A 21289-nucleotide genomic window follows, 5' to 3' on the forward strand; every position below is an offset into this window, starting at 1 on the left:
GTACCGCGCAACGCCGCAGACGCCCTCCGCAGCAATTTTGAAGACAGCTCTCAGGTCTTCTGCTTGATGGCCAGCACCGCCTGGTTGCGCAGGGTGCGCAGCAGCGAGAGTTGCTGCTGCGACATGTGCAGGCTGTTGGGATTGAGCATGTCCCCGTAGAACAGGCCGATCGCCTTGCCGTTCAGCATCAGCGGCAGCAGGACGAAGCAGGGCGCATAGGCCGCGTCCCGGTACCAGCCGGGAATCTTGTCCGAGATGTTGAGCGCGTAGATGTCCTCGATCGAGATGTCGAGGCCCTTTTCAACCGACAGGTGGAACACGTCGGGCACGAACTGCAGCGGGAAGCGGAATTTTGGGATCAGTTCGTTGATCCCGGCGCCGAAACCGAAGCGCGCGAGCATCGCGCCCAGCTTGTTGTTGCGAATCATGATCAGGGTGCGGTTGAACCCCATGCCGCGGTGCATGGTTTCCAGCACCATCTGCAGGATGTCGTTGAGCTGGTAGTCGCCCATCATGGTGTTCGACACGTCCTGGATGCCGGCGCTGAGTATCGCGCTGGGGTCGAGCAGGCCGGCGGCATCTTCGCCATCCTTCGGCGTTGCCATCAGGTCGAGGCCTGACATGCCGTCCGGCTTGGCCTTGTTTTTTGCCTTGCCGGCCGACAGGGTGCGTCCGTTCCACTGACGTATCCGGCTCAGTATCGGGCTGTTGGCGGTGCTGATGCCCAGCGTCGCCGAACGGTTGGATAACTCATTGAGCCCGGTGTGGATGGCAGCGGACAATTCCCCTTCGGATATCTCGATCGCGTCGCCGTAGCGTGCGGCCAGGTCGGCCAGCGATTGCTGTTTGTCCTGGGCGCTGGACGAGGTGGAGATTTCGCAGAGCTCGTGGGCGAGATTGACCGTCATGGCCAGCCTGTCCAGTTCGCCCTGCGCGGGCCTGACTTTCTCGCCGGACAGCTTGCGCATGCCGGCAATCAGCCGGGGCGGGAAATTCCAGCTGCGCACCACCCCCAGCCCCAGCTCGGGATAGGAGATGCCCAGTATCCTCGCGGACGCCTCGTCCTCGCTTTCTCCCTGCTTCATCAGGCGGGAGATTTCCTGGCTCTCCTCGAAGAAATAATAGATGCCGAGCATCCTGCCCAGGTTGTGGAACATGGAGCAGACCATCGCTTCCTCGATATCGCAGATATCGTGCCGGGCCGACAGTTGCGCGGCGATCACGCCGGAGAAGGTCGCCTTGACGATCTCATCCTTGAGCTGCGCCGCCTGCGGCTTGTTCTGCATGAACTCCAGCAGGATCAGTGACGTGGCAATGTTGCGCACCGTCTCGAAGCCGAGGATGACCACGGCCTTGGAAATGGTGTTGATGGTGCCGCCGAACTGCCCGTAAGAGGCGGCATTGACCACTTTCAGCAGCTTGTTGGTGAGCGCGAGGTCTTGCAGGATGACGCCAGCGAGCCTGCTGGTGCTTTCCGTCTCCGAAGCGACGACCTGGTTGATTTCGGAAATGATGCCGGACAGGGCGGGGAAGTCCTGCTTGCTGCGCATGCGGTGGAGCAGGAATTCCGTCGCCGCGTTGCGCGTCTCGCTGAGGTAGTCCTGCAAGTCCTGCTTCATGGCGGTGGCGCTCGGGTAGCGCTCGGCCGGTTTTTTCGCCACGGCCTTGAGGATGATCGCCTCCAGTTTTTCGTCCATCTGCTCGTTGTGGACGGAGGGCGGGGCGATCTGCTCGTGCGCCGCGCGATTCAGTACCTCGAACATGTTCTCGCCGCCGACTGCGAATTCACCCGTCACCATTTCGTAGAGCACCGTGCCGAGGGAATAGATGTCCGAAAGGGAATCGCCGCGCTGCCCGGAAATGATCTCGGGCGCCACATAGCGCGGCGTGCCGCTCAGGGGTGAGGCGATGGTCTGCTGGTGGTCGCCGGTCGTTGTCGCCAGCCCGAAGTCCATCACCATCGGCGTGCCGCTCTTTGCGATCATGATGTTGGCGGGCTTCATGTCCAGGTGGGAGATGCCCTGCCCATGCGCGTAGGCGAGGCCCTCCAGCACGCCGCAGGCGATTTCCGCCGCCCGCGCAAATGGCTGGGCCTTCTCCTGCTTCAGCACCTGCGCGAGGGTCTTGCCCTCGACGTAGGCATAGACGAGGTAAGGAGCGCCCTGATCCTCGCCGGAATCGTACAGCGTGATGATGTTGGGGTGCTGGAGCTTGCTGACGATGCGCGCCTCGTGGATCAACTGCTCGGTCTTGTGGCCGAGCTTGCGCAGCGTCTTGATGGCGACTTTCCGGTCGAGCTGCGGATCGTAGGCGAGATACACCGTTCCCTGGCCGCCCCTGCCGAGCTCGCTCAGGGTTTCAAAACGGCCGATGAGTTCCTTGGACATGGTTAACCAGAGTCAGATGAGAGCTGAAGATATTTTTGTAAAGGCGCCGGGGATTGCGTGTCCTGCTGGCAAGAAACGGCGTATTGCCCCGGCGTTAATGGGGGCATTTTACACCAAGGCGCCGTACTTCCCGCCCTGCGGTTTCCCAGGCTGCGCAAATTGCCTCGCCGGGAAGCATCACGACGATCGCGGGCATGGGGTAAGAACGCTGCGGACAAGCACTTATTCTTCCATGCGCCCCGGATATTTTTCAGGCAGGCTCTGCACCTCGATCCCGGTTCTCCACAACTGTGAGATTACCCGCTGCGCCTTGTCCGGCGTGGCGCTGCTCCAGAAGCGTTCCGTGCCGGCGCGCGCCTCATGCGACAGCAGGCCTGCATCTGTAAGGCGGCGGCGCAGCTCGCGCGCGATCGCGGCGGAGGGATCGACGATGGCGACCGACGGACCGGCGATCTTGCGGATCAGCGGGGCGAGGAAGGGGTAGTGCGTGCAGCCGAGCACGAGGGTGTCGGCCTGCCGCTCCAGCAACGGCAGGACATATTGTTCGAGCAGCGCGCGGGTCCTTGCGCCGGAAAAGTCGCCGGCTTCCACCTGCTCGACCAGGCCGGGGCAGGCCTGCACCAGGATATCAACGTCGGCGCCGAAGCGCGCATGCAGCCGCTCGAAATTTTCGCTGGCCAGCGTCCTGCCGGTGGCCAGCACGCCGATCACGCCGGAGCGGGTGCTCGCCGCCGCCGGCTTGACGGCGGGCTCCATGGCCACGATCGGCAGCGAGAATCTCGCGCGCAGCGCCGCGACAGCCGCGCCGGTCGCCGTGTTGCACGCGACCACGATGGCCTTGGCGCGCCGGCTCACCAGGAACTCGACGATGGCAATCGAGCGCGCCTCGATCAGCGGAGCGGGTTTGTCGCCGTACGGTGCATGCCCGGAATCCGCGACATACAGCAGGTCTTCATGCGGAAGCTCGCAGCGGATTTCGCGCAGCACCGACAGCCCGCCGACGCCGGAATCAAAAACGCCTATGGGATCGGTCACGGCCATTAGAGGCCGCGTTTCCTGCGCTGGCTGACCTGCTCACCGGCGACACCCCAATTGTCCGTGGGAACTTCGTCGATGACGACCATGGTGGTTGCCGGATTCTTGCCAAGCACTTCCCTGAGCAGGCTGGTGACGCCCTCGATGAGCCGCGCCTTCTGCTCGGAGGTGACGCCTTCTTCGGTGATCTTGATGTTTACGTAGGGCATGGTGATTATTCCGGTAAGTATTCGAGTGATCCCAGCAGGGCTATTTCTTCGCCCCCAGCGCCAGCGCATTGAGCCGGCCCTGTTCCAGCTCCGCCGCATCCGGCTCGATCAGCCAGCCCTGCAGGTTATCCATCACCAGGTCGGTCAGCGCGTGCAGCCAGTCGTTGCGGTCGTTGAGGCAGGGGATGTAGTGGTATTCGCCGCCGCCCGCGTGCTGGAAGGTTTCCTTGCCTTCCATGGCGATTTCCTCCAGCGTCTCCAGGCAGTCGGCGACGAAGCCGGGGCAGACCACGTCGAGGCGCTTGAGCTTCTGCTGACCCAGTTCTTTCAGCGTCGCGGCGGTGTAGGGCTTGAGCCATTCCCCCTTGCCGAGGCGCGACTGGAAGCTGACGGCGTATTGCCCTTCTTTCAGGCCGAGCTCCCGCGCGAGCAGGCGCGCGGTCTTCCGGCTTTCGCAGTGGTAGGGGTCACCCTTGTCCAGCATTTGTTTCGGCAGGCCGTGGAAGCTCATCAGCAGCTTTTCCGGCCGCCCATGCTTCATCCAGTAGTCGTTGATGCTGTTCGCCAGCGCCTTGATGTAGCCGGGGTGATCGGGGAAACTCCGGATAGTGCGGATGGCCGGCATGTTGCGCATGCGCTGTAGTTCATCGAACACGATGTCGCACACCGTGGCGGTGGTGCTCGCGGCGTATTGCGGGTACATCGGCACGACCAGGATGCGCTGGCAGTTCTGCTCCCTGAGCTTGCGCAGCACGGCAGGTATCGAGGGGTTGCCGTAGCGCATCGCATAGTCCACGACGAACGGCACCTTGGTGCGCTGGCTCAGATAGCCTTGCAGCAGCACGGTCTGTTTCTCGGTATAGACACGCAGCGGCGAGCCTTCCTTCAGCCAGATGCTCGCGTATTTCGCGGCGGATTGCTTCGGGCGCGTGTTGAGGATGATGCCATTGAGGATCAGCCACCAGAGCGCGCGCGGCATCTCCACCACGCGCGGGTCGCCGAGGAATTCCTTCAGGTAGCGGCGCACGGCTTCGGGTGTCGGCGCATCCGGCGTACCGAGGTTGACCAGCAGGATGCCGGTTTTCGCGGGTGTGCCGTGGGTATATTCAGGTTCGGTCTGGTAGTTCATTTTAAGTTTGCGACAGCGCGTTACCCAGCAGCCTGGCGGTAATGTCCACGATAGGGATGACGCGCTGGTAATCCATGCGCTTCGGGCCGACCACGGCGAGCGCGCCGACCACCCGGCCGCCGGCGGAGTAGGGCGCGGTGATCACGCTGCACTCGTCCAGCGAGGCGAGGCCCGATTCGGCCCCGACGTAAATGTGGATGCCCTGTCCCTTGCGTCCGGCTTCCAGCAGTTGCAGCAACTCGGTCTTCTGCTCGAACAGGCTGAATAGGCCGCGCAGGCGGTTCATGTCGGTGGACAGGTCGTCCACATGCAGCAGGTGGTGCTTGCCGCTGATGACGTAATCCCCGGATTTCTTCGCCGCCGCCTCGTCGCCCGCGGCGAGTGCCGCCGCCATCAGCGCGCTCATGTCCTGGTGCAGTTCGCGCAGTTCGCCGCGCAATTTCTCGCGAATCTGCGAGAAGCTGCAGCCGGCGTAGTTCTGGCTGAGGAAGTTGCCCGCCTCGGTGAGCTGCGACTGGGTGTAGTCCCTCTCCATCAGCAGCACGCGGTTCTCCACCTCGCCGTCCGGCATCACGATGATCAGCAGCACGCGTTTCTCGCCGAGGCGCAGGAATTCGATCTGGCGTACGGTGACGGCGTCGCGCCGCGGTGTGGCGACCACGCCGGCGAACTGCGTCAGTTCGGAGAGGATGCTGGAAGCTTGCGCGATCAGCCGCGACGGATTGTCCGGTTGCAGTTTGCTTTCCATGCGCTGCACATACGAACTGTCCAGCGGCTTGGTCACCAGCATGGTGTCGATGAACAGCCGGTAGGCCAGACCGGTCGGGATGCGCCCCGCCGAGGTGTGCGGGCTGCTGACGAGGCCGATGTCCTCGAGGTCGGCCATCACGTTGCGGATGGTCGCCGAGCTGACATCGAGGCCGGAATACTGCTGCAGCGCGCGCGAGCCGACTGGCTGGCCGTCGCTGATGTAGCGTTCCACCAAGGTCTTGAGCAGGATTTGCGCGCGTTCGTTGAGCATGGCGGAATTCTATCACCAGCGGATTGCAGGCGTGTTCTGCTTGAATGGTTAGCGATTCAAATAGCGCCTCAAATATAGACCACGATCTGAATTGATGGCACACTTGCCAGCGACTCGACCACAACTCGATGTTTGAAAATTTGATGAGGCAAAAAATGAAAACAAGACCCAAGGTGATACTTTCGACAATCGATGCAGAACGGCTGGAGAGGCTTCTGGAGTCACTGCACAGCAACGCGGTTCCGGGCAAAGCCGATTTGGAGGCGGAGCTGGCGCGCGCAGAGGTGGTGGACCCGAAGGATATTCCGCCTTCCGTCGTGACCATGAATTCAACGGTTAAATTCAAGGTCGAATCCTCAGCCGAAGAATTTTGCCTGACGCTGGTGTATCCCAAGGATGTGGAACCCAGTGGCGGGACGATTTCGATTCTGGCGCCTGTCGGGAGCGCTCTTTTGGGGCTTTCACAGGGAGATACCATCGAGTGGCCCCGGCCCGGCGGCGGGATGCAAAAAGTCCAGATTCAGGAGGTTATTTACCAGCCTGAGCGCTCCGGCGAATTCAATCGTTGAAATATACGGTTGGCGGGACGATTTATTACTTGACCGTACAAGCGTCAGTTATCGGCAATCGGATCGAACTCATGCATTTTTAACGTGAAGCACGCGAAGCGTTCGTTTGCCCTTTCTCCCGCTTGCGGGGGGAAGTTGGACAGGGGGAGAGCGTAGCGAGGGGATCGGGCATGGCAAGTTTTCACGTGTGTTGTTCCGCTTTAGCGGAATACAACCACGGGGACGCCCTTTCCGGGTGCATCATCAGGGGGTGGCGCTTGCCATGCCCGTTAGAGTGAGGAGGCGCCGGCTTGGAGCAGCATACCTCCATAGGCAACGCAGCAGCGGCATATGATTTCGATCCTGCGCGCGCGCAGCGAATCATTGCTACGCTCGACCTGAATGCGGATGAGAACCTGACGCGGCAGCTTCGCGCCGGTTTGCCGGGCGGGAATATGGAGGCGCTGGTCGATGCCTGCCTTGCAAAACTGGCGCGCAATCCTGATTTTGCGTCTATTGGCCGGGGCGGTTTTGGCGCAGCTTTCCGGCAGGGGTGGGTGGACTACCTGCAATGCTTTGGCCTGGGTTTCGATACTCCTGCCCATTTTTCCGGGCGCATGGCATTTTCCGCCGCCTGTGCACGCACAGGTATTCCACTCGGCCTGTTGCATCTGCAACATGACCTGATTCTTCAGTCTGTCATCGAGCTTCTTGCGGCAAGCGGAAAGCCTGTGCAAAACCTTCAATCGCTGGCTGTTTATGTTTTGAAACTCGGTGCACTGGATGCCTATCTGGCAACCGAAGGCTACCGCGAAGCCAGGATCGACACGCTGCAGGAAGCCTTGACCGAATCGCATGAGGAAATGTCGCGCCTGCACCATAGGGCCTCGACTGACCAGCTTACCGGTCTGACGAGCTTCAGCAGCCTGATGGAGAAACTGGATCGGCAGATCACGGAAGCTGAGGAGCGGAAACAGCCACTGTGCGTCATGATGGCCGACCTGGATTTTTTCAAGAAAGTCAACGATACCTACGGCCACATGATCGGCGATATGGTATTGCGGCATACGGCAGAGCGGATCCGGGCAGCGGTGCGCGATTTCGATATCGTGGGGCGCTTTGGCGGGGAAGAATTCACTGTCGTTCTGAAAAACACCGATGCCGGTTTGGCGAAAGCCATCGCGGAGCGTATCCGCGAAGAAATCGCCGCCACTCCCATGCATATCAAGGGAATGAACATCCGCATTACCATCAGCCTGGGCGGGGCGATGATGAAGCGGGGAGAAACCAGGGAGGCTTTGCTCAACCGCGCCGATACAGCCCTGTACGAGGCCAAGCGAACCGGACGGAATCGCGTGGTGTTTGCCGCATCGTAGGGCTGCCGGGCTGGGTGAAACGCGCCGTTTATATTGGTGCATCCACTTATGCGGTTGCCCCCTCCGGGGAATTGCCCCTACATGGTTTACCTTATCGACCCATGGCCAATAAGGGCGTCTAATTGGTGTCGATGAGCGGCCACGCGGACTCTATATCCGTTCTCCAGATTCGCTAGATTCTGGTCTGTCGCAGCCTCCGCCGGGCTACTTGGTACATACGCTCGCACTTGCCGTGGAAACTCGATCACGATGCACGGCAAGACTATATGCCGGTGAGTGCGCCATATCAACCCGCTGGCCAAGTGGTAAGAGAAGCACCGTAGAAGTGGATTGTAGTTAACACTAAACCAAAAGGAGAGTGACTATGTCCGACCATACCCCAAGCAGAACCAAGCGGAGAAAAATTGCCACCGCCGCGCTAGGTGCAAGCCTGGCCGCCATACTTCTTATTGGCGCTGGCACTGCCGCCGCCGACAAGAACCTGTACCCCGGAACCAAGGTTGGCGAGTCCATGCCAAAGGTCAAGGGAATTCCGCCGGCGCTGGCCAAAAACCTGGCAAGTTTCGATGACCTCGACTTCCGGGTCTACACCGGCCAGCAGTGGCAGGACTTCCACAAGACTCACACGCAGGACGTTGTAGTGCACTGGCCTGACGGCCACCAGACAAAAGGCCTCGAGAAGCACATCGAGGACGTGAAGTACATGTTCACGTTCGCGCCCGACAACCGGATCAAGGAGCACCCGGTCCGGTTTGGCACTGCGGATGGCCAGTGGACGGCCGTGACCGGCTGGCTAGAGGGTACCTTCACGAAGCCGATGGTTCTTCCGGATGGCAAGGCTATTGAGCCGACCGGCAAGGCTTACCGCATCCCGATGGCGACGATAGGCCACTGGAACAAGGATGGGATCATGTTCGAGGAATTCCTTTTCTGGGACAACGGCGAGTTCATGAAGCAGATCGGGCTGCAATAAACTGCAACAGCCAGAAGGGGCAAGCCACTCGCACCAGTGTCACGGTTCTCCTGGCATCAATGCTCAGCTTCGAGAGGTGGATAAAGACGATGACGTGGACCTACGTGATGGAAGAGGTGGCATTACCGGAGGGCGGCATGGCGCCGGTTTATCCGCTGGGGGTTAATGTCGTCATCGCGCGCGTCGGCGGAACGGTCTACGCTGTCTCGGGAAAATGCGCACACATGGCTTGTCCGTTGTTCTGCGGCTCGCTCGACGGCCATACTCTTGCCTGTCCGTGCCACGACTGGCGCTACGACATCAGGACGGGAAAATTCCTTGATGCGCCCGAGCTTGCCCTTGCTGCCTACCCCGCAAAATCCGAGGCAGGCAAACTGTTCGTCAATCTCGGCTGAAAGGAGAATGCGATGACGAAGGTTTCCATGTACACGCTATCCACCTGCCCCTGGTGCAGAAAAACCAAGAAGTTCTTCGCTGAACGCAACATCTCGTTCGATTTCACGGATTACGATCTCGCCGACGAGGCAACGCAGCGCAAGATCATGGTTGAGCTCGATGCCGAGGGGGCCAGCGGCTTTCCATTCGTCCGGATCGGCGATCAGGTCGTCGTAGGCTACCAGCCCGATCGCTACACTAAACTGCTGGGACTCTCCGAATGAATACCGAATCCAGAAAAAAGGCACTGCGCCACTTTTTCGGCAAGGTTGTCGAGCCGATGGGCTTCAAGTTCACGCCGGACACCGAACTGGCGGAGTTTCTCCTCGATCAGGAGGTAATGCTTGAGGCCAAGCACGGCGTGCCCTTCTGTCCCTGCCAGCCGATCCGGCACGACCGTTCTCGCGACATGCAAATCGTTTGTCCGTGCATACCGTTCCACCGCAAGCATTTCGATGCCATGAAGCGTTGCTGGTGCGGGTTATTCGTACATCAGGACGTCACGGATCCGGACAGCTTGCCGCAAGTGCCGGCAAAGGAGATGGGCATTGAGTAACAACTTCATCCGGGCAATCAGAACCGCCGAGGTTGCGCCGGGAGGAATGAAGGCGGTCGAGTTGAATGGACGCGAGCTCGTCATCTGCAACTGCGGGGGGACTTTTTATGCGATTGGCCGGCGCTGTGGACACATGAACGCGCCGCTCGAAATGGGGACGCTCGATGGCTCAATCCTCACCTGCGCCATGCATTGCGCCCAGTTTGACGTTACGACGGGAGAAGCGCTCGCGGGTCCCGTGCCCCCCTACTTGGGAAACGAGTCACCTCCGCCAAGGACCGCAGCTTTACTCCAGAACGTCGGTACGCTGATGCAGCACATCCGCACTGAACCCATCCGCACCTACGAGGCAAAAGTCGAATCCGAGTGGGTGCTGGTCGCGCTTTAGCGCATTTGCAGGCCTGTTGAAGTCGTCACTAAAGGAGAAAACATCATGCCAATGCTGGCGGTGCAGGTCGGATAAGCAGTACTGGCACAATACTTTAACAGGAGAAAGAAATGAACTCAGTGAATAAGACACGCGACGTAGCCGTGATTGTCGGCAGCCTCAGGAAGGATTCAATCAACCGAAAAGTGGCCAACGCACTCGCCGAGCTTGCGCCTGCTACGCTGAAGCTCAGCATCATCGAAATCGGGCACTTGCCGATCTACAATCAAGACGGGGATGAGAATCCACCAGCGGAATGGGTGGCATTTCGCCAGCGCATCATGGCAGCCGACGCCGTGCTCTTCGTTACGCCGGAGCATAACCGTTCGGTCCCTGCCGCCCTGAAGAACGCTATCGATATCGGCTCAAGGCCTTATGGCAAAAACGCATGGAGCGGCAAGCCGGGTGCGGTCGTCAGCGCGTCGCCAGGTGCCATCGGCGGGTTCGGCGCCAACCATCACCTGCGCCAGTCACTGGTGTTTCTGAACGTACCGGCGATGGCGCAGCCGGAAGCCTATCTCGGCGGTGCCGATAAGTTATTTGATGCACATGGCAAGCTAGCCAACGACGGGACGCGCAAATTTCTGCAGGATTTCCTGCAGGCGTTTGGCGCGTGGATCACGGCGAACACCAAATCATAACTGCGGATTTGCGCGCGACACCGCGAGCAGAAAGGACATGTCATGGACAGCCAGTTGCTGAACTATACGGGTAAAGTCGTGATGATCACCGGGGCCAGCAGCGGCATTGGACGTGCCACGGCTCTCGCCTTTGCCCGCCAGGGCGCAAAAGTCTGCATCGGCGATGTCAGCGCGGGTGCTGCGGAAACCGTCGAGCTGATCAAAAAAGAAGGTGGCGAAGCGCTTTTCGTCAAGACGGATGTCAGCCAGGTCGCGTCGGTCGAAGCGCTCGTCCAGGCCACGGTGGATGCTTTTGGCGCTTTGGACTGCGCCTTCAACAATTCCGGCATTCTGCCGCCGACCAAACCTCTGGCCGAGACGGAGGACTCCGACTTCGACAAGGTCATCGCGGTCGATCTCAAGGGCGTTTTTTTGTGCATGAAGTATGAAATCCGCCACATGCTCAAGGCCGGTGGCGGCGCAATAGTCAATACTGCTTCCGTAGCCGGCGTCATTGGCGACCCCGGCATGTCGCCTTACGTGGCCGCCAAGCACGGCGTGATTGGCCTGACCAAAGCCGCCGCGATCGATTACGCAACTAAAGGCATCCGCGTAAACGCGGTAGCCCCCGGCCTGGTGGAAACCCCCATGACGGCGGGCTGGCTGAAGGACCCGGCCTACCGCCAGATGGTCATCGGCAACAGCCCCCTCGGTCGTCCGGCACGCCCGGAGGAAATAGCCGGAATGGTGCTGTTTCTCTGCTCGCCTTCAGCCAGTTTCGCCACTGGGGGTGTGTATATGGTGGATGGAGGCCAGTCAGCCCATTAAACCTGATAGCCGCCACGGTGGAACTTCGACTTGATATAGGAGACGATTATGGCACAGCGCGCATTAGTAACAGCCGGCGCGTCCGGCATCGGGAAAGAAATTGCGAGAGCCTACGCGGCGAACGGCGCCAAAGTCTGCGTTTGCGACATCGATGCGAAGGCGCTGGATACGGCGGCGAAGGATATTCCAGGCCTGAAGACCATCGTCTGCGACGTGTCAAAACGTGATGACATCGAACGCATGGTCGCCGCTTCCGTCGAGGCGCTGGGCGGGCTCGATGTGCTGGTGAACAACGCCGGCATCGCAGGGCCAACGGCGCCCGTTGAGGACTCTGACCCCGATCAATGGGAGGCGGTGATGACCGTCGATGTCATTGGGACGTTTCACGTCACACGCCATTGCATTCCACACCTGAAAAAATCCGCCTCCGGAAGCATCGTCGTGATGTCGTCGGTCGGCGGACGCTTCGGCTATCCGAACCGCAGCGCATACTGCACGGCGAAGATGGGGCTGATCGGTTTCGCCAAAACGCTTTCGCGCGAATTGGGTCAGTACAATATTCGCGTCAACGCCATCGCGCCGGGAGCCGTCGGCGGTGGCCGCATCGAACGCGTTCTTCAGGGCCGCGCCGCCGCGGAACACAAAACGCTGGAAGAAGTCAGGGCGGCCGCGATGAGCGTCCAGTCGCTGAAACGTTTTGTCGATCCCGGGGACATTGCCGCGCTGATCCTGTTCCTGACATCGGAAGCGGGAAAGTCAATCTCCGGCCAAGTACTGCCCATCGACAACGACGCACAGACTTCCGCATAATTCACTCGGCGGCAAACAAACCGAATTAGCATCGGCAGCGCACGGCAGGGGGCAGGTCAGGTAATTACCCCGCCGCTGGCATATAATTCATCCATAATACGAAATTTCATCGCCATGCCGATAAAACCACCCGCGCGTCCGGAACATCCATTCGCCGGACGGGCTCGCTAAAGATGCCGGGGTTACCGCCGATCCCTCCCGATTTTGTTTGGCCGTTCGCGCCGGCGCCCGCATGGATAGCTGGCGTGGTTGCGACACACCACCGAGTGTAATCTTGGCTATTCCTCTTGGAACCGTCGAATGAGTGCGCTTGCAATCCTTGTTCTGCTCATCCTGATCTGCGGATTTTTTGCCCTCGCCGAAATGGCGCTGGCAGCTTCGAGGCGTTCCCGCCTGCAGCTGTTGGCCGATGCGGGCAACCACTCGGCAGCGAGCGCGCTACGTATCAAGTCCATGCCGTCGCGCTTCATCGCCGCCACGCAAACGGGGCTGACGGCATCAAGCCTGCTGGCCGGTATTTTCGGCGAGAACGCCCTGGCCGGTCACATCGAACATTTCATCGAGACATCGCTGCCGCTATTGAACGCCGTTCGCGCCGAGGTGGCGATCACGACGACGGTGGTGGTGGTCACTGCGTTCGCTATCGTCTTTGGCGAAATCGTGCCCAAGCGCATTGCGCTCGCCTATCCGGAAAAGGTGGCCAGCCTGGTTGCGCCGTTCATGCACTTCTTCATTCGCGTGCTGTCGCCGGCTATTCGCCTGCTGTCGTGGTCGGCGGACATGGTGCTCAAACTGTTGCCTTTCAGGTCTGCGCCGGAAGTCACCGGCGTAGAAGACATACTGGCTGCGCTTGACGAGGGCGAGCGGTCCGGCGCCATCGCTCCCGAGGAAAAGCACCTTCTCGGCAACGTTTTTCTGCTGGAAGGCCGGCATGTCGCGGCGGTGATGACGCCGCTCAAGGATGTGGCCTTCATCGATCTCGATCGCTCGCATAACGAGAATCTTCACGTTCTGCGCGGCTCGCCGCATGGCCGCTATCCTGTCTGCAGGGGCAGCATGCAACAGGTCATCGGCTTGGCCGAAAGCCGCACGCTACTGCGCGAAGCCCTTTCAGGCGAGTTGAGTTTTGCCAAGCTGCAGATGACCCCGCCGCTCTATGTGCCGATGGCGCTGACGCTGATGGAGTTGCTGAGGGCATTTCGCGAACACAACACGGACTTTGCCCTGGTGGTCAACGAATTCGGTGCGACCGAGGGGGTTGTCACCATCAGCGACCTGTTCCAGACCATGGCCGGCAACATGATGCCGGGTGCGGACGATCCGGCACTGGCGCTGGCCGTGCAGCGCGAGGACGGGTCCTGGCTGCTCGACGGCTTGCTGCCTATTGACGAGTTGCAGGACAAACTCGGGATCGCTGGGCTTGGCGACGAGGCGCAGGGGCTCTACCATACGGTGGGTGGGTTTGTGGTCGCGCACATGGGCAAGATACCCAAACGCGCGGAAAAGTTCAGCTATGGCGATTGGCAGTTTGAGGTTGTGGATATGGATCACAACCGGGTCGATGAGGTGCTCGCTACTTGCACAACCGCGCTCCCCGGCAACAATGGCGCTCGATCAACCCAAACAATCCAAGAGAGTTGAGCGAATGCCGCATGACATCAGCCTGATTACCACGATAGGCTCAACCGCTGCCGATGCAGCCCTATACGAGGCCAGGCAAACTGGACGGAATCGCGTGGTGTTTGCCGCCTTCAGACTGCCGGGAGCCGGACTGGACACCGAAGCTGCCTAGAGAGACTTGCCCTTCGCCGGACTGACATCCAGCGGAATACTTGCTGCCGCACGCGCTGGCCGTCGCGCTGTGCGGGTAGCCGCCCTGCCACTGGCATATAATCTATCCATGACACGAAATTTCATCGCCATGCCGATAAAGCCACACTCACGTCCGGATCATCCATTCGCCGGACGGACTCGCTAAAAGATGCCGGGGTTACTGCCGATCCCTCCCGATCTTGCATGGCCGTTCGCGCTCGCGCTCGCATGGATAGCTGGCGAGTTCGCCCATCGCCTGATCGGCATGCCGCGCATCAGCAGCTACGGCATCGTGGGTTTTCTGCTGGCGTCGGGGCAAGCCGGTTTTCTGCCAGAATCGGACGGCGGAATTATCATGTTGCTGGCGAATATCGCTTTCAGCCTGATCCTGTTCGAGCTGGGCTACCGCATCAACCTGCGCTGGCTACGCACCAACCCGTGGCTCGGCATCACCAGCCTTGTTGAGGCCGGCGGCACCTTTGCCGCCGTATACGCCGTCGCGCAGTGGTTCGGCACACCCTTCATTCCATCCCTGCTGCTGTCCGCGCTTGCCATGGCCACGTCTCCGGCGGCAGTGTTGCGGGTCGTCAACGAGCAGCGCAGCTCCGGGCAAGTGACCGAGCGGATATTGCATTTGTCCGCCTTCAATTGCGTGCTTGCCGTATTTGTTTTCAAGGTCGTCGTCGGGTTGTGGGTGTTCCAGAGCACTGGGGATGTTCTTCACGCGCTATGGAACAGTCTGGCCGTGCTGCTGGTATCCGCCGCCCTTGGCGGCCTCTTTGGCATAGCCGTCACTGGATTGCTGCGCAAGCTGGGCAATACCGGGCGCGATGCCACCGTTGCCTTCGCAATCGCGGTGATTATTCTTGTCGCCCTGACCCATACGCTCAAGTTTTCGCCGGTGCCGGCAGCCTTGGCCTTTGGCCTGATGGCGCGCCACCGGCGCATTGTCCTCAGCCAGGCGCAACAGAATTTCGGCGCGCTGGGAAATCTGCTGACCGTGCTGCTGTTCGTATTCATGGCGGCCACACTGGAGTGGACGATGGTGATGTCCGGCGCGGGCCTTGCCTTGGCGCTGGTGGCCGTCCGTTTTGCGGCAAAGACACTGGGCGTCGTCGCCTTTGCCCACGTCAGCGGCATCACCCGGCGCAAGGGGCTGCTGACGGGGATGGCGCTCACGCCGTTGTCGGCATTTGCGATCTTGCTGCTGGAACAGACCCGCCATTTGGGGATAGGCCTCGTGGATCAAGTGGCGGCATTGGCGGCCACCACGCTGCTGCTGGAGGTGATCGGCCCCATCGTCACGCAGTGGGCATTATCCCTGGCCAAAGAAGTTCCGGATAATAAGGGGAACTGAATATGCCGCTTGAATCTTTCAAGACTTCGCAGTCGCTGACGCTGGGAGTCGAACTGGAACTCCAGCTCATCAATCTTACCGATTTCGACCTGTCGGCCGCTTGCCCCGACATGCTGCACTTGCTGAGGCGCTCGGCCTTTCCGGGTAACGTCACCCCGGAAATCACCGACAGCATGATCGAGATTGCCACCGACGTGCACACGGGCCACGATGGCCTCCTGAACCAATTGCAGAGCATCCGCGACACCCTGGTGCGCGCGGGGGATCGTCTTAATGTCGGTGTTTGCGGCGGCGGCACCCACCCCTTCCAGCGATGGTTCGAGCGCAGGATATTTCCCAAGCCGCGCTTCAAGGAGGTGTCGGCACTGTATGGATACCTCGCCAAACAATTCACCGTGTTCGGCCAGCATGTGCATATCGGGTGCAGCTCCGGCGACGAGGCGCTTTTCCTGCTGCACGCGCTGAACCGCTACGTGCCGCACTTCATCGCCCTGTCCGCATCGTCCCCCTATTTTCAGGGAGGAGATACGCTATTCAATTCAGCGCGGTTGAATTCCGTATTCGCTTTCCCGCTAAGCGGGAGGGCGCCATTTATATTGCGCTGGGCAGAATTCGAGCGCGACTACTTCGCCAAAATGGAACACACGGGCGTGGTCAGGAGCATGAAGGATTTCTATTGGGACATCCGGCCCAAGCCGGAATACGGCACCATCGAACTCCGGGTCTGCGACACTCCGCTGACAGTGGAGAGGGCGGCAGCACTGGCCTGCTACCTGCAGGCGCTCTGCCGGCATCTGCTGACGCGGGCCGAGGCGCCGCCCGCCGAAGACGATTACCTCGTCTATAACTACAACCGCTTCCAGGCATGCCGCTTCGGGCTCGACGGTTCGCTGGTGCATCCCAAATCGCATGAAACCCTGTCGTTGCGCGAGGACATACTGGCCACCCTGCGCCATATCGAGCCGCACGCCGAGGCGCTTGGAGGCCTTGCGGCGATGGAATGCCTTGGTGCAATCGCCCATGAAGGCAACGATGCATGTTATCTACGCCAGCAACATGCCGGCAGCGGTAGCCTGGAAGGCGTGGTCGATGCCGCATTAGGCCGCTTCCGCGCGGCTCCCGATAAAACTCCGGCGAGTGGTTTACCTGTGCATCCATAGGCCGGCGCCTCGAATGAAAGCGCTGGAGGCCCTCGCATGGGGGGCATGGTAGACTCAAGGCCAGAGCAGCAAACATCGCAAGCATGCCCCTTGTGGAAATTGCAGACGACAATCCAGAATAATCCGGAAAAACTGACCAAATGCCTCATGACATCAGCCTGATTACGACAATTGCCGCAGCCCTGGGGCTGGCCATGATTCTTGGCTTTGCCGCATCGCGCCTGCGCATGCCGCCGCTGATCGGCTACCTGCTTGCCGGCATCGTCATCGGCCCGGCCACGCCGGGGTTCGTCGCGGACATCGAGCTTTCCCGCCAACTCGCCGAAATCGGCGTGATCCTGCTCATGTTCGGCGTCGGCCTGCATTTCTCGCTCGACGACCTGCTTTCGGTGCGGCGCATCGCGGTGCCGGGCGCGCTGGTTCAGATCATGGCGGCGACGATGCTGGGCATGGTTACGGCAATATACTGGGGATGGAGCATCGGCGCGGCGCTGGTGTTCGGCCTCTCCCTGTCGTGCGCCAGCACGGTCGTGCTGCTGCGCGCGCTGGAGGCGCGGCGCGTGCTTGAATCGATCAACGGCCGCATCGCGGTAGGCTGGCTGATCGTCGAGGACCTCGCGATGGTGCTGGTGCTGGTGTTGCTGCCCCCTTTTGCGGGATTGCTCGGGGAGGGCGGAGCGCCTGTCTCCGCAGAATCGTTCGGCGACCTGCTGGCGCCGCTCGGCGTCACGCTCGCCAAGGTGGCCGCGTTTATCGCACTGATGCTGATTATCGGGCGCCGCCTGTTTCCCTGGCTGCTGTGGCAGGTGACGCGCACCGGCTCGCGCGAACTGTTCTCGCTATGCGTGATCGCGGCTGCGCTGGGTGTGGCCTACGGCTCGGCCAGACTGTTCGGCGTGTCGTTCGCGCTGGGTGCGTTCTTCGCCGGCATGATGATGCGCGAGTCGGAGTTCAGCCACCGTGCCGCAGACGAGTCGCTGCCGCTGCGCGACGCGTTCTCGGTGCTGTTCTTCGTCTCGGTCGGCATGTTGTTCGAACCCATGGTGCTCGTCGAGCAGCCCGCGAAGGTGCTCGCGGTCACCGCCATCATCATGATCGGCAAGACCCTCGCCGCCATCGCGCTGGTGCTGGCCTTCCGCTACCCGCTCAACACCGCGCTGACGGTCGGCGCAAGCCTCGCCCAGATCGGCGAGTTCTCGTTCATTCTCGCCGGAATGGGGATGTCCCTAGGGCTGTTGCCGCAGCAGGGCTACAGCCTGATTCTCGCGGGGGCGCTGGTCTCGATTGCGCTCAATCCGCTGGCCTTCGCCGCCGTCGCGCCGTTTCAGAAGTGGCTGCGCGCCCGTTCCGAATTGGCGCGCAGGCTCGAACTGCGCGACGATCCGCTGGCGCAGCTGCCGATGTCGGTCGATCAGGCGCTGCTGAGCGGCCAAGTGGTGCTCGTCGGCTACGGCCGGGTCGGGCGCCGCATCGCCGATGCGCTCGCGGAGCGGGGCATCCCGTTCGTCGTCGCCGAGCAGAACCGCGAACTGGTGGAGAAATTGCGCGCACGGCATATTCCCGCCGTGTCGGGTGATGCCTCCGACCCGGCAGTGCTGATCCAGGCGCATATCGCACGGGCCAGCATGCTGGTCATTGCCACGCCGGACACGTTCAACGTGCGCAAGATGGTCGAGATCGCGCGCACGCTCAACCCGGCCATCGAGGTGGTGTTGCGCACCCACAGCGATGAGGAAGCGGCGCTGCTGCAAAAGGAAGGGGTCGGCAAGGTGTTCATGGGCGAACACGAGCTGGCGCAGGGCATGGCGCGGCATGTGCTCGCGACGATGGAGCGGCCGCCCAATGGCTGAAGGCGGACATCCTCATGGCGATGCGCCTGACTGGCATACCCTGGATATCGACTGCGTCGCCGAAAAACTGCGTACGGATCATCATGGCCTGACCGACGAGGAAGCCGCACGGCGTCTGGCGCGCTACGGGTCGAACCGGCTGTCCTCCCCTCCAAGAAAGCCTGCCTGGCTGCGTTTCGTCCGCCAGTTCCACAATGTCCTGATCTACGTGATGCTGGCCGCCGCTGCCATCACGATCCTGCTGGGCCACCTGATCGACACGGCGGTACTGCTGTTCGCCGTGATCGTCAATGCCTGTATCGGGTTTATCCAGGAGGGCAAGGCGGAGCAGGCCATCGACGCGATCCGCAACATGCTCTCACCGCGCGCTGCGGTGTTGCGCGACGGCGAGCGCATCGACATCGACGCCGGATTGCTGGTGCCGGGCGATGTGGTGATGCTCGCCTCCGGCGACAAGGTGCCCGCCGACTTGCGCCTGATTACAGAGAAGGGGGTGCGCGTCAACGAAGCCATCCTGACGGGTGAATCCGAGGTGGTGGAGAAATCGCTGGCGCCCGTCGCGGCCGATGCGCCGCTGGGTGACCGCGCCTGCATGCTCTATTCGGGCACGCTGATTGCCTCCGGGCAGGCGAGCGGAATCGTCGTGGCAACCGGGACCGCCACCGAGATCGGGCGCATCGGTGCGCTGCTCGAGCAGGTGCATGAAGTTACCACGCCGTTGTTGTGCCAGATCGCCACTTTCGGCCGCTGGCTCGCGCTGGTGATTTTGCTGCTGGCCGCCGCCACCTTCGCCGTGGGCATCCTGTGGCGCGGCTACCTTCCGGGCGAGATGTTCATGATGGTGGTCGCGCTCGCGGCATCGGCGATTCCCGAAGGGCTGCCCGCGATCATGACCATCACGCTGGCGCTCGGCGTGCGGCGCATGGCCGGACACCATGCCATCATCCGGCACCTGCCCGCCGTGGAGACGCTCGGCTCGGTGACAGTCATCTGCTCCGACAAGACCGGCACGCTGACCCGCAACGAAATGACGGTGCAGCGCGTGGTCACCGCAAACCGCGTGTTCGAGGTCAGCGGCGCGGGCTATGCACCCGAGGGCGCGTTCCATCTTTCCGGGATGGCAGTGCCAGTCGATGATTGTCCGGAGCTGCCGCAGATCGCGCGCGCCGCTGTGCTTTGCAACGACGCCCGGCTGGGCCGGCGCGGCGACGCATGGAAGCTGCACGGCGACCCGACCGAGGGCGCGCTGCTCTCCCTCGCGATCAAGGCCGGGCTCGACCCGGCGGCGGAGCGGGGGAGCCTGCCGCGCTCCGATGCCATTCCGTTCGAATCCCAACATCGCCTGATGGCGACGCTGCATCACGACCATGAAGGCCGGGGATTCATCTATGTCAAGGGCGCACCGGAGCGCATCCTCGAGATGTGTGACTGGGAGATGCGCGACTGGCAGGGGACGGAGGCGGAGTGGGCGGTTGATGACGGCTATTGGCACCGCCAGGTGCAGGCGTGCGCGGCAGACGGGCTGCGCGTGCTGGCGATTGCCATGAGGCGCGTCGATGAATCCCAGCGTGAGGTGCATTTTTCGGATTTAAAAGGCGGCTTTACCCTGCTCGCGCTGACCGGCCTCATCGATCCCCCGCGGCAGGAGGCGATCGAGGCCGTGGCGGCGTGCGCCGCCGCCGGCATCCGGGTCAAGATGATCACCGGCGATCATGCCGATACGGCGCGCGCCATCGGCGCGCAACTGGGCATCGGCCTGAACGGGCGGGTGCTGACTGGCGACGAGATCGAGCTTATGGATGACGGGCAGTTGCGTCGCGCGGCATCCGATACCGATGTATTCGCGCGCGCCAGCCCGGAGCACAAGCTGCGCCTGGTGGAGGCCTTGCAGGCGGCGGGGCAGGTGGTTGCGATGACCGGCGACGGCGTCAACGACGCCCCGGCGCTGAAGCGCGCGGATGTCGGCATCGCGATGGGGCTGAAGGGCACCGAGGCGGCCAAGGAGGCGGCGGACATGGTGCTGGCCGACGACAACTTCGCCACCATCGGCAACGCGGTTCGCGAGGGTCGGGGCATCTACGACAACATCCAGAAATTCATCCTGTTCATGCTGCCGACCAACGGCGGCGAGGCGCTGGTGGTGATCGCCGCGATTCTGTTCGAGCTGGCGCTGCCGCTGACACCCGCGCAGGTGTTGTGGATCAATCTGGCCACCGTCAGCACGCTGGGGCTCGCGCTGGCCTTCGAGCACCCCGAGCACGACGTGATGCGCCGCCGTCCGCGCGACCCGAGCGCGCCGCTGATTTCCTGGTTTTTCGCCTGGCGCGTGGTGATGGTTTCGGTATTGATGATGACGAGCGCGCTCGGCCTGTTCCTGTGGGAACTCGGACATGGCGCCAGCCTGGAAGCCGCGCGCACCATGGCGGTCAGCGCGATCGTGTTCGCCGAGATGTTCTACCTGCTCAACAGCCGCTACATCTTCCGTCCGGTGCTCTCGCTCGACGGGCTGCTCGGCAACCGCTACGTGCTGCTGGCTATCGCTGCCTGCGCGGCCCTGCAAGTTTCCTATGTTTACGCCGGACCGTTACAGGCGGTGTTCGGCTCGACCCCCCTGGCGGTGGGCGAATGGCTGAAAGTGTTTTTTGCCGGTATGCTGGTCTTCGTATTTGCCGAGGTGGAAAAGGCGCTGATCGTGCATTCGAGGCGCAGGCGGCATCGCAGGCATGCCGGGGCCTGATAGTACATTTCATTGCTTT

At 61.6% G+C, this 21289-nt stretch carries 21 protein-coding genes; 16 read left to right on the forward strand and 5 right to left on the reverse strand.

The window, feature by feature from the left end:
• Positions 1-50 precede the first annotated feature (50 nt).
• The 5 genes from ACRRNM_RS12615 to hrcA all read right to left on the reverse strand — a co-directional run bounded on the left by ACRRNM_RS12615 (position 51) and on the right by hrcA (position 5781).
• On the reverse strand, positions 51-2387 hold the full coding sequence (locus tag ACRRNM_RS12615; protein WP_435628548.1) for a protein kinase domain-containing protein: 2337 nt from the start codon (positions 2385-2387) through the stop codon (positions 51-53).
• A gap of 222 nt (positions 2388-2609) precedes the next feature.
• Positions 2610-3428: a glutamate racemase gene (gene murI / locus ACRRNM_RS12620; protein WP_435628549.1), complete on the reverse strand. Its 819-nt coding sequence runs from the start codon at positions 3426-3428 to the stop codon at positions 2610-2612.
• Complete coding sequence (locus ACRRNM_RS12625; protein WP_435628550.1) at positions 3428-3631, reverse strand: 2-hydroxymuconate tautomerase family protein; 204 nt, start codon at positions 3629-3631, stop codon at positions 3428-3430. The genes murI and ACRRNM_RS12625 overlap by 1 nt, the downstream gene beginning before the upstream one ends.
• A 40-nt stretch (positions 3632-3671) precedes the next feature.
• Complete coding sequence (gene hemH, locus ACRRNM_RS12630) at positions 3672-4760, reverse strand: ferrochelatase (RefSeq protein WP_435628551.1); 1089 nt, start codon at positions 4758-4760, stop codon at positions 3672-3674.
• A gap of 1 nt (position 4761) precedes the next feature.
• Entirely contained in the window at positions 4762-5781 is a 1020-nt protein-coding gene (gene hrcA / locus ACRRNM_RS12635) for a heat-inducible transcriptional repressor HrcA (protein ID WP_435628552.1), read from the reverse strand.
• Between the two features lie 155 nt (positions 5782-5936).
• Here hrcA and rnk point away from each other — a divergent pair, with 155 nt between their 5' ends.
• From rnk to ACRRNM_RS12715, 16 genes are all read left to right on the forward strand, one after another.
• Positions 5937-6350 (forward strand): nucleoside diphosphate kinase regulator, encoded by a 414-nt coding sequence (rnk, locus tag ACRRNM_RS12640; protein ID WP_435628553.1) that lies wholly within the window; start codon positions 5937-5939, stop codon positions 6348-6350.
• 290 nt (positions 6351-6640) lie between these two features.
• Positions 6641-7705, forward strand: a complete 1065-nt coding sequence (locus ACRRNM_RS12645; RefSeq protein WP_435628554.1) for a GGDEF domain-containing protein — start codon at positions 6641-6643, stop codon at positions 7703-7705.
• A gap of 364 nt (positions 7706-8069) precedes the next feature.
• Positions 8070-8678 carry an ester cyclase gene (locus ACRRNM_RS12650; protein WP_435628555.1) on the forward strand — a complete coding sequence of 203 codons (609 nt, stop codon included), beginning with the start codon at positions 8070-8072 and terminating at the stop codon, positions 8676-8678.
• Between the two features lie 89 nt (positions 8679-8767).
• Positions 8768-9073 (forward strand): Rieske (2Fe-2S) protein, encoded by a 306-nt coding sequence (locus ACRRNM_RS12655; RefSeq protein ID WP_435628556.1) that lies wholly within the window; start codon positions 8768-8770, stop codon positions 9071-9073.
• A 12-nt stretch (positions 9074-9085) separates the two neighbouring features.
• Positions 9086-9337 (forward strand): glutaredoxin family protein, encoded by a 252-nt coding sequence (locus ACRRNM_RS12660; RefSeq protein ID WP_435628557.1) that lies wholly within the window; start codon positions 9086-9088, stop codon positions 9335-9337.
• A complete protein-coding gene (locus ACRRNM_RS12665; RefSeq protein ID WP_435628558.1) occupies positions 9334-9669 on the forward strand; it encodes a ferredoxin-thioredoxin reductase catalytic domain-containing protein in 336 nt (111 codons plus the stop codon). The genes ACRRNM_RS12660 and ACRRNM_RS12665 overlap by 4 nt, the downstream gene beginning before the upstream one ends.
• Positions 9662-10057: a Rieske (2Fe-2S) protein gene (locus ACRRNM_RS12670; RefSeq protein ID WP_435628559.1), complete on the forward strand. Its 396-nt coding sequence runs from the start codon at positions 9662-9664 to the stop codon at positions 10055-10057. Before ACRRNM_RS12665 ends, ACRRNM_RS12670 begins: the two co-directional genes overlap by 8 nt.
• Positions 10058-10167: 110 nt before the next feature.
• Positions 10168-10737, forward strand: a complete 570-nt coding sequence (locus ACRRNM_RS12675; RefSeq protein ID WP_435628560.1) for an NADPH-dependent FMN reductase — start codon at positions 10168-10170, stop codon at positions 10735-10737.
• A 42-nt stretch (positions 10738-10779) separates the two neighbouring features.
• On the forward strand, positions 10780-11544 hold the full coding sequence (locus ACRRNM_RS12680) for an SDR family NAD(P)-dependent oxidoreductase (RefSeq protein WP_435628561.1): 765 nt from the start codon (positions 10780-10782) through the stop codon (positions 11542-11544).
• A 48-nt stretch (positions 11545-11592) separates the two neighbouring features.
• Complete coding sequence (locus ACRRNM_RS12685) at positions 11593-12354, forward strand: SDR family oxidoreductase (RefSeq protein ID WP_435628562.1); 762 nt, start codon at positions 11593-11595, stop codon at positions 12352-12354.
• A gap of 300 nt (positions 12355-12654) precedes the next feature.
• Complete coding sequence (locus ACRRNM_RS12690) at positions 12655-13995, forward strand: hemolysin family protein (RefSeq protein WP_435628563.1); 1341 nt, start codon at positions 12655-12657, stop codon at positions 13993-13995.
• Between the two features lie 4 nt (positions 13996-13999).
• The gene (locus ACRRNM_RS12695) at positions 14000-14146 is read left to right on the forward strand and encodes a hypothetical protein (RefSeq protein WP_435628564.1); all 147 of its coding nucleotides are present in this window, start codon (positions 14000-14002) and stop codon (positions 14144-14146) included.
• 189 nt (positions 14147-14335) lie between these two features.
• On the forward strand, positions 14336-15523 hold the full coding sequence (locus tag ACRRNM_RS12700; RefSeq protein ID WP_435628565.1) for a cation:proton antiporter: 1188 nt from the start codon (positions 14336-14338) through the stop codon (positions 15521-15523).
• A 2-nt stretch (positions 15524-15525) separates the two neighbouring features.
• The gene (locus ACRRNM_RS12705; RefSeq protein WP_435628566.1) at positions 15526-16683 is read left to right on the forward strand and encodes a YbdK family carboxylate-amine ligase; all 1158 of its coding nucleotides are present in this window, start codon (positions 15526-15528) and stop codon (positions 16681-16683) included.
• A 140-nt stretch (positions 16684-16823) separates the two neighbouring features.
• The gene (gene ybaL / locus ACRRNM_RS12710) at positions 16824-18533 is read left to right on the forward strand and encodes a YbaL family putative K(+) efflux transporter (protein ID WP_435628567.1); all 1710 of its coding nucleotides are present in this window, start codon (positions 16824-16826) and stop codon (positions 18531-18533) included.
• Positions 18526-21270, forward strand: coding sequence for a cation-transporting P-type ATPase (locus ACRRNM_RS12715; RefSeq protein WP_435628568.1), 2745 nt, complete (start codon positions 18526-18528; stop codon positions 21268-21270). Before ybaL ends, ACRRNM_RS12715 begins: the two co-directional genes overlap by 8 nt.
• Positions 21271-21289 lie beyond the last annotated feature (19 nt).

The organism is Ferrigenium straubiae (genome assembly GCF_051257895.1).
Classification (GTDB): domain Bacteria; phylum Pseudomonadota; class Gammaproteobacteria; order Burkholderiales; family Gallionellaceae; genus Gallionella; species Gallionella straubiae.

Coding starts and splice junctions, on each gene's coding strand:
- ACRRNM_RS12615 (WP_435628548.1), bottom strand. CDS start 2,387: ATGTCCAAGGAACTCATCGGCCGTTTTGAAACCCTGAGCGAGCTCGGC.
- murI (WP_435628549.1), bottom strand. CDS start 3,428: ATGGCCGTGACCGATCCCATAGGCGTTTTTGATTCCGGCGTCGGCGGG.
- ACRRNM_RS12625 (WP_435628550.1), bottom strand. CDS start 3,631: ATGCCCTACGTAAACATCAAGATCACCGAAGAAGGCGTCACCTCCGAG.
- hemH (WP_435628551.1), bottom strand. CDS start 4,760: ATGAACTACCAGACCGAACCTGAATATACCCACGGCACACCCGCGAAA.
- hrcA (WP_435628552.1), bottom strand. CDS start 5,781: ATGCTCAACGAACGCGCGCAAATCCTGCTCAAGACCTTGGTGGAACGC.
- rnk (WP_435628553.1), top strand. CDS start 5,937: ATGAAAACAAGACCCAAGGTGATACTTTCGACAATCGATGCAGAACGG.
- ACRRNM_RS12650 (WP_435628555.1), top strand. CDS start 8,070: ATGTCCGACCATACCCCAAGCAGAACCAAGCGGAGAAAAATTGCCACC.
- ACRRNM_RS12655 (WP_435628556.1), top strand. CDS start 8,768: ATGACGTGGACCTACGTGATGGAAGAGGTGGCATTACCGGAGGGCGGC.
- ACRRNM_RS12660 (WP_435628557.1), top strand. CDS start 9,086: ATGACGAAGGTTTCCATGTACACGCTATCCACCTGCCCCTGGTGCAGA.
- ACRRNM_RS12665 (WP_435628558.1), top strand. CDS start 9,334: ATGAATACCGAATCCAGAAAAAAGGCACTGCGCCACTTTTTCGGCAAG.
- ACRRNM_RS12675 (WP_435628560.1), top strand. CDS start 10,168: ATGAACTCAGTGAATAAGACACGCGACGTAGCCGTGATTGTCGGCAGC.
- ACRRNM_RS12680 (WP_435628561.1), top strand. CDS start 10,780: ATGGACAGCCAGTTGCTGAACTATACGGGTAAAGTCGTGATGATCACC.
- ACRRNM_RS12685 (WP_435628562.1), top strand. CDS start 11,593: ATGGCACAGCGCGCATTAGTAACAGCCGGCGCGTCCGGCATCGGGAAA.
- ACRRNM_RS12690 (WP_435628563.1), top strand. CDS start 12,655: ATGAGTGCGCTTGCAATCCTTGTTCTGCTCATCCTGATCTGCGGATTT.
- ACRRNM_RS12695 (WP_435628564.1), top strand. CDS start 14,000: ATGCCGCATGACATCAGCCTGATTACCACGATAGGCTCAACCGCTGCC.
- ACRRNM_RS12700 (WP_435628565.1), top strand. CDS start 14,336: ATGCCGGGGTTACTGCCGATCCCTCCCGATCTTGCATGGCCGTTCGCG.
- ACRRNM_RS12705 (WP_435628566.1), top strand. CDS start 15,526: ATGCCGCTTGAATCTTTCAAGACTTCGCAGTCGCTGACGCTGGGAGTC.
- ybaL (WP_435628567.1), top strand. CDS start 16,824: ATGCCTCATGACATCAGCCTGATTACGACAATTGCCGCAGCCCTGGGG.
- ACRRNM_RS12715 (WP_435628568.1), top strand. CDS start 18,526: ATGGCTGAAGGCGGACATCCTCATGGCGATGCGCCTGACTGGCATACC.